General features: G+C 46.0%; 4 protein-coding genes. All 4 read right to left on the bottom strand.

Annotated elements, in window-relative coordinates:
• Positions 1–116: 116 nt before the first annotated feature.
• Complete coding sequence (locus tag T472_RS07645; protein ID WP_023384614.1) at positions 117–428, bottom strand: DUF6618 family protein; 312 nt, start codon at positions 426–428, stop codon at positions 117–119.
• On the bottom strand, positions 425–1,240 hold the full coding sequence (locus tag T472_RS07650; RefSeq protein ID WP_040907058.1) for an ExeA family protein: 816 nt from the start codon (positions 1,238–1,240) through the stop codon (positions 425–427). Before T472_RS07650 ends, T472_RS07645 begins: the two co-directional genes overlap by 4 nt.
• Positions 1,233–2,609 carry an IS481 family transposase gene (locus T472_RS07655; RefSeq protein WP_023863511.1) on the bottom strand — a complete coding sequence of 459 codons (1,377 nt, stop codon included), beginning with the start codon at positions 2,607–2,609 and terminating at the stop codon, positions 1,233–1,235. Before T472_RS07655 ends, T472_RS07650 begins: the two co-directional genes overlap by 8 nt.
• A gap of 84 nt (positions 2,610–2,693) precedes the next feature.
• Positions 2,694–3,308, bottom strand: coding sequence for a DUF6431 domain-containing protein (locus T472_RS20265; RefSeq protein ID WP_341372044.1), 615 nt, complete (start codon positions 3,306–3,308; stop codon positions 2,694–2,696).
• Positions 3,309–3,373 lie beyond the last annotated feature (65 nt).

The following is a 3,373-nucleotide window of genomic DNA, read 5'->3' on the forward strand; positions in this document are numbered from 1 at the left end:
TGTTAAAGATTTCTAGTTCTGTCTCTGAACTGATCTCACCTGTTGTCAATAATCTGCTCTATATGCTGTCATTTATGGATATGGAAGCGTAGGGTAATACCCCACACTTCCATAAATCAAAATTTGAGATGTTCATCAGCTGCAGCAAGTGCATACACAATAGTTATTGCATCGGCTTTTTTGAGTTGCTTTCCAAGTCTCTCGAGGTTCCAGAAGGTATCGGTAAAGTCCGCAATCTCACATCCTACATTCCAGTCAGGTATGCAGAGGAAGTTGCCTAAGGAGTGCTCACCAAAAATCACATGGAATCTGCTGGCGCGTGCACGAACCATCATCTCATAGGGCGGTTTCCATCTGATTATTTCGAAACTCCCATCCCAAGTTACAGTTCGTTTTCCTGAGGTCTGGAAGCAATGGAATTTTATCATATTGATGTACCTCCGAACAGCTCATTCTCCACAACAAACCTTACTGTATGGTCATCAACCAGAGGCTTTCTTTGTTGGTAGGCATACATCAGACATTTCTCGCTGATTCGGTTGATCATGCGCATAGTTCCATGGGATGTGCGGTAGATTTCATCTACTGCCTTATCGGTGAACAGTTCATGGGTGCATCCTGCGTATTCCAGATGTGACTTAATGTACTCCTGAGTCTGTGCTCGATCCAGATGTGGAAGTATGCACATCATGTCTATGCGTTGCCGGATGGCATCATATCTCTGAAGCTTAAGCTTATCTAGAAGTTCTGACTGCCCAACCAGGATCAAGGACATTGGACTCATGGAGTCATATCTAAAGTTTAGCAAAAATCGAAACTCCTCTAGAGTTTCCTTGTCAAGTAGATGCGCCTCATCAAGAACACACACAACTTTCTTTTGCTGAACTCCCCGGATGATTTCAATTTCCTTATGCAGCTGCCTTTTTGCATCACCTCTGTAGAACCGGGCATCGATACCTAACTGGTCCAATAGGCCCTTATAGAACCAACGTGGTGTTAGCTTCGAGTCTGAAAGGTACAGCAGCAGGTAAGTATCACCATCAAGGGATTTCGTGAATTTCCTGATTATAGTAGACTTGCCGCATCCTGCATCAGCGGTGAGTACCGCAAACAGCTGCCGGTCAGCAGCATAGGTCAATCGTCCTAGTATTTCTGATACTGCTGAAGATTCGTATAGGCTTTTGGGTGGTAGGTTCCGTGCAAATGGGGTATTTGCCATTTTGAAGAATTCCTCATACATCTCCATCAACCTCCTTGCGGTAAGAACCGAAGGATATTGCTCCAGCAGAACGGATCTTCATCTGTTCATGCTTGGTCTCCAATGCATTGAGGAATCTTGATGTTTCTGGTTCCGTAGGCAACAGGTGTGCAGGCATAACTGGAGATCTCCCACAGAATTCTCCGATGTGCAGAGGCTTTGCCTTGAATGCTGGCATATCCCTGTATGTCACTGTTAAGGTCTCACAATCCATGGGGTCAAAAGCTATTTCCACAGTGGCCCCGACAAGACTCATCCCCACCTCATATTTCTGTCCCTTGAAGCTTATGCAGCCACTTCTATCAACATTGCGCTTCTCATGGTGAAGAAAAGCCTCAGCTACAAGGTTGACGTCAAGGAAAGTAAGGTGGCGGCTGTCACGGTTGAATGCCATTGAAGGTGTTATGTCTTCTCCGAGGCCACTGTGCGGCTTGTCGTGGTAATATGCCTCAAGCCATATCTGCCAGAGTCGGTTCAACTCCTCCAGAGTTTTTACCCTTGCTGCATTCGCCTCAGCGATGAAGTCATTTACCGAATCGTTAAACTTTTCTACCTTGCCTTTAGAACGGGCGGAGTAAGGGCGATGATGGATTATACGGATACCAAGCTTTGCGCAGCTAGTCCGAAGCTGCCTGGAGACATACTGCTTTCCATTGTCTGCGTAGCTTTTGTCGAATTTTCCAAATCTAAGTATCACTTTTCGGTATGTGTCCTCAACGATGGTAGCCTCCTGATTGTCATAGAAGGCTGACGCCACGACATATCTTGTACAATCATCTATTGCAGCTGAAAGGTATGTCTGGACCTTGGCCCCATTCTTCCCGATAGGCAGCTTTGGTCCATACTTAATGTCAACTTGGATCAGCATCATTCTGTGCGGCTTTGCGAAGCGTCCAGCACCGTTGTTCTTGGATTCAATGTACATCCGCATCTGCTTCTTTCCGAAACCTGCATTGTGGAGGTGTCGCTGCAAAGTTGGCCTAGATAGAGTTCCAGGCTTTGCCCGTCCTTCCATCTCCAGAATCCTTATTATCTGTTGCACACTACGTGTCGGGACTTCACGCTTCAAAAGGATCGCCTCCTGAAGCAGTTCATTGAAGTCTGGCGGTAGTTTTGGAGAAGACCTTCGGTTCTGTGGCCGAGGCTTAAGCCCAGAAAAACCACCATTTCGATAGGCTTGCTCATAGCGCTGAATGCTTCTGATTGAGCATCCGTACTTTGATGCCTGCTGTTCTCGAAGCATCTGCTTCTTCTGTGGATCAATCCCCTCATCCAGCAGCGGTACGATTATCTGGTGCCTGTTTAATGCGGTTTCATCACGCCAGTTTTCGGCGTCTGTTGACATACTCATGTTATATACCTCCTGATACTATGATGAGCGCATCATAGCATGCCAGAAAATATGCCAACAAAACAAATCAGGTGCATAAGACCATCAAGGCTGAAGACTGTGCCCTGAATTGTAGATTGGTAGAATGAGAACCGAAAGCCAACCGCTTCCCATGCCCCGCAAATGGCCAACTAAGGATACTCCACTTAACAGCAGCTGTTCAGAATACCCAAGAAGCGAATGAGCAATACTGCGCAGTATTCCCTCTACCCGCAGTGTGTTTCGTTCTAGGAAGCTCTTCCATCTCTCCATGGTGGCCTCGCAAGGATAATCCTCGCTTGGAAGGTCAACCGGTGTAGACACTTCATCCAATACATCCTCTATGACTATGCAAGCGTAGTGTTTGTGCGGGACAAGACAGTCCGGTAGCTCATTGTGGATTCTTCCGCAGCTGCATTTCAACCTGCGAATGAGAATATGACTCTTGTGTCCACCATAATCTCGAAATATACGTAAGCGACTATCCCTATAAGCCAGATCAGCACCACATACCGGACATACAGCATCAGATTCTTGCCCCGTCAGATAAAAAAAATCAAGTTCCTCATTGAACGACATCGAGTACTTTGCTATAATTATCATCACAGTGGTAAGCCCTGAGGAACGCGATCGTGCGAAGATGAGTTCCTTGGGGTTTTTCCTTTTCCAAATTAATGACATTATACAGAGCAATTTCACGACAGGCAATCAAATCTATTTCAAGTCACTTCAAGCGGTCTAAAACA

This window comes from Youngiibacter fragilis 232.1 (genome assembly GCF_000495435.3).
Classification (GTDB): domain Bacteria; phylum Bacillota; class Clostridia; order Clostridiales; family Clostridiaceae; genus Youngiibacter; species Youngiibacter fragilis.